We start from the raw sequence: 3,620 nt of genomic DNA, 5'->3' as shown, positions 1-3,620 counted from the left end.
ATATCCTTTATCCACTCGCGGTTTTCTAAATACCACTCTAGCGTACGCGAAAGGCCTTCGTCAAGGGAGATCTCCGGTCGCCAGTCAAGAAGCCTTTCCGCCTTCCCGATCTCCGCCCAGGTGACCTTCATGTCCGCCCGGTGAAACTCCCGATACTCCACCCGGGCCTTCTTCCCCAGGAGGTTTTCTATCTTTTCAATCAGGGTGTTGATGGAGACCGGGTTCCTCCCTCCGCCGAGGTTGATGATCTCGTAGCCGAGGGGTCTTAGGGCCCGCACCGTGCCCCGGGCGATGTCGTCCACATAGGTGAAGTCCCGGGCCTGGGTGCCGTCTCCATAGACCACCACCGGTTTCCCTTCGTCAATCCACTTGATGAAGCGAAAATAGCTCATGTCCGGGCGTCCGGCCGGCCCAAAGACCGTAAAGTAGCGGAGGACCGAGACATCAAGCCCGTAAAGGTGGTGATAGGTATAGGCCAGGACCTCTGCGGCCTTCTTGCTTGCGGCATAGGGAGAGAGGGGGCGGTTCACCGGAAGATCCTCCCGGTAGGGAAGCGGGGATCCGGCATAGACCGAGGAGGTGGAGGCGAGGACCATCTTTTTTACCCCTTTTTCCCGCATGAGCTCAAGGAGGTTCAGGGTCCCCTCCACGTTGGTGCGGTAATAGACCCAGGGGTCCTCCATGCTTGCCCGCACCCCGGCCCGGGCCGCAAGATTTATTACCGCCTCCACGGGAAAGGTTTCGAAGAGGACCTTGAGGGCCCCGTGGTTTTCGATATCCACCTCCAGAAAGCGAAAGTCCGGATGTTTTTTAAGCTGTTCAAGGCGCCAGAGCTTGAGCCTTACCGCGTAGTAGTCGTTTAAGTTGTCCACCCCGAGGACCCGGGCCCCTTCGGAAAGCAGAAACTCGCAGGTCTTCCAGCCGATAAACCCCGCCGCTCCGGTGACCAGAATCCAGCCCACAGGATCCCTCCTTTTTGAGGAGGCATTATAGGCCCGGTTGGGTCCTTTAGGAAGGGTTAGGGCAGGGCCCCGTTCTTAAAGGAGAGGACAAGCCCTATGATCACCATGACCAGGATCCAGAGCCAGGAAAGGAACACCGAGAGCCTTCCCCAGCCGTGAGCCCCAACCTCCTTCTGGCCCCTTCCGGCCCGATAGGCCACCAGCCCCACGTAGGAAAGGATCACCAGCCCCATAAGGAAGGTGAGGAGAAAGAGGGCCGTTGAGGACCAGCTGGGATGAACCGGATAGCTGGCAAAGGAATACCCGGCCCGGGAGAGATATTTCATGCGCAGGGCCTCCCGGGCGTAGCTCATGAAAAAGACCGTGGCTGCAAAAAGGGCCCCGATCCTTCCGGTGTGGGGCTCGGGATCCTGCCGCACCGAGAGCAGATAAAGGATGAAAAGGAGCCCGAATCCGGCCCCGAGGAGGAAGAGGGGGTGGGTGTAAAAGCGGAATTCCGCGGGAAGGGAAAGGAGCCACCAGATACCGACCGCAGCCTGAAGCAGGGAAAAGATAAGGGCCAGGCGTGCCCCGGTGCGGGCCGCCCAGGAGAGATAGTCCGGGTCGTAGTCCGCACGGGGGCGGAAATAGCGGGCATAAAAGAGGAGGAAGACCCCGGTTGCCGCCAGGGAGGCGAACAGGAAGTGAAGCAAGCGCGGAAGGCTCAGGGCAAAGAGTTTGCCCCCGGACTGGTATTCCGTGCCTCCTTTTACGGCCCATTCCGGCCATTTTTCCGGATGTAAGGCCTGAAGGGAAAGGGCATGGATGATCACCGCTACGAAAAGGAGGGAGAGGAGGGCCACCAGCGGCCAGAGAGGGTTTCCGGCCCCCTCGTAGCCTCCCCGGAGGTAATAGAGGTAAAGGAGGGAGAAGGAGAGAGCGATCAGGGCCAGGAAGGCCAGCGCCCACCAGGCGGAGATCACGTTGGAAAAATACCAGAAGGGGTCGTAAAGGACCTGGATGAAAAGGAGCGGGGCCACCCCCAGGACGATGACCCAGGAAAGGGTGATGGGCAGGGCCCGGGAAAGCGCACGCGAAAGCCTTAGGCCGTAAGGACCTCCGAAGAGTCTCCCCCAGAGGAGGACGAGCGTTCCTCCGAGAACGAGGTTTACGGCCAGGATATGCAGGGTAAAGGTCAGGACCAGGAGGAAGTCAAAGAGCCAGGGATAGAAAGGAAGCCCGCTTACATCCCGTAACTGTTGAAGATAAAGGGCCAGAGGCTGCATCCTTCCCTCCTCCTTAGGGATTCTCTTTCACCAGGGTGGAGAGGTAGGCCCCGGCAGCCAGCCGCTCCTCCTGGGTGCCTACGAAAGGCGGCATGTAAGGATAGCCGTCAAGCCCCTCCAGGAAACCGGCGAGATCCTCCGGGGTTTTTAGGCCCAGGCCCCTAAGGAGCCGGGGGAGGCTTCGGAGTCCTTTCGGGGAAAGGGCGTGGCAGTTCGCACATTCGTGGGCCACCAGGATCCGCCCCACGGAAAGCCGGTTCTTCTCCGTGATGGTCTTCAGTTCCGGGGGAAGGTACCCCAGACGGGAGAGATACCCCTTTTCGTTAAGGACCTCCACCTCGGAGACTATGCCCTTGGCCGGAAGATCCGCCCCTATCACCTGGTGGGAATACATGAAGCCATTTATGATGTAGGGACGACGGACCCCCTCCCGCAGCCCCTCTCCGGAGAGGATGCCCAGAAAAAGGACTATCAAGGTGAGAAGGGCCAGGGGGACATGGTTTAATCTCGGAAAGAGAATTCCAAAGACCAGGAAATAGAGCCCCACGATCCCTCCGGAGATCGCCGCCACCTTAAGGAGGGTGGAGAGATAGGGGAGGGTCCCTCCGAAGAGGAGGTCCTGGGCCTCGGGGGGAAGTTTTTTAAGCCACCAGTAACCGAAGAGGGCCCCGAGGATAAGCCCGAAAAGGCCCCAGGCCCCGGCAAGACGCGTCACCTCCCGGGCCACCTCGCGTTCTTTAAGAGTGGCGGCGATAAGCAGCGCGTAGAGCCCGGCGATACCGAACATGAAGAAGGTGCGGGCTCCGAGCTGGGGCCAGTAGGTGGGATTGAAGAAGCCGTCGAAGAAACGACCGGTCTCAAGCCACTTTCCCGGGGTGAGCATGAAGGCCAGGATTCCGGTGATGATGATCATGCTGATCCAGGCGGAAAGGGCGTAGAGATAGCCGATCCGAAGATGGGTGCGCTCGTCCACCTTGCCCAGGGTGTAGTAGTAGGTATAGATGGTGGCCACCTCGATGAGGAAGAAGACCCACTCCGTGGCCCAGCCCCAGACATAATTATGGATCAGGGCCGAGATCCCCCGGGGGCTGGACACGGTGGCCGAATACCAGATCCCCACCCCGGAAAGGGAACCGAACACGAAGCAAAAGATCAGGATAAGGAGGGTGTAGCGCCGGATGAAGGAAAGGAGCTCCGGCCGGCCCTCCCGATAGGCCTTTCTCTCGATATAGACATTGAACCAGAAGGCCCCCACCGCAAGGTGCGAGGGGAGAATGTGAAAGGAGGCGATAAGCCCGATTACCAGGGCCGAAGAAAGATAGGGCACCACCCAGATAGGATACATACCCCACCTCCCCTGAAGGATGATTCAGATTTTATATAAAAAATTTTT

3 protein-coding genes are annotated in these 3,620 nt (G+C 59.2%); all 3 read right to left on the bottom strand.

Annotated elements, in window-relative coordinates; genetic code table 11:
- The coding region (locus F8J34_RS00680; protein WP_297055330.1) for an SDR family NAD(P)-dependent oxidoreductase at window positions 1-962 on the bottom strand (962 nt) is incomplete at its 3' end.
- A gap of 56 nt (window positions 963-1,018) precedes the next feature.
- Window positions 1,019-2,227: a hypothetical protein gene (locus tag F8J34_RS00675; protein ID WP_297055327.1), complete on the bottom strand. Its 1,209-nt coding sequence runs from the start codon at window positions 2,225-2,227 to the stop codon at window positions 1,019-1,021.
- 13 nt (window positions 2,228-2,240) lie between these two features.
- The gene (locus tag F8J34_RS00670; RefSeq protein ID WP_297055324.1) at window positions 2,241-3,572 is read right to left on the bottom strand and encodes a cytochrome ubiquinol oxidase subunit I; all 1,332 of its coding nucleotides are present in this window, start codon (window positions 3,570-3,572) and stop codon (window positions 2,241-2,243) included.
- Window positions 3,573-3,620: the final 48 nt, after the last annotated feature.

This window comes from Thermosulfurimonas sp. (genome assembly GCF_015491435.1).
Taxonomy (GTDB): Bacteria; Desulfobacterota; Thermodesulfobacteria; order Thermodesulfobacteriales; family Thermodesulfobacteriaceae; genus Thermosulfurimonas_A.
Note: the sequence above shows the minus strand (reverse complement) of the source record. Positions and strands in the feature narration are given on the sequence as shown.

Bases quoted from the DNA above. Each gene is read 5' to 3' on its own strand.
- F8J34_RS00675 (WP_297055327.1), bottom strand. From the start codon at position 2,227: ATGCAGCCTCTGGCCCTTTATCTTCAACAGTTACGGGATGTAAGCGGG.
- F8J34_RS00670 (WP_297055324.1), bottom strand. From the start codon at position 3,572: ATGTATCCTATCTGGGTGGTGCCCTATCTTTCTTCGGCCCTGGTAATC.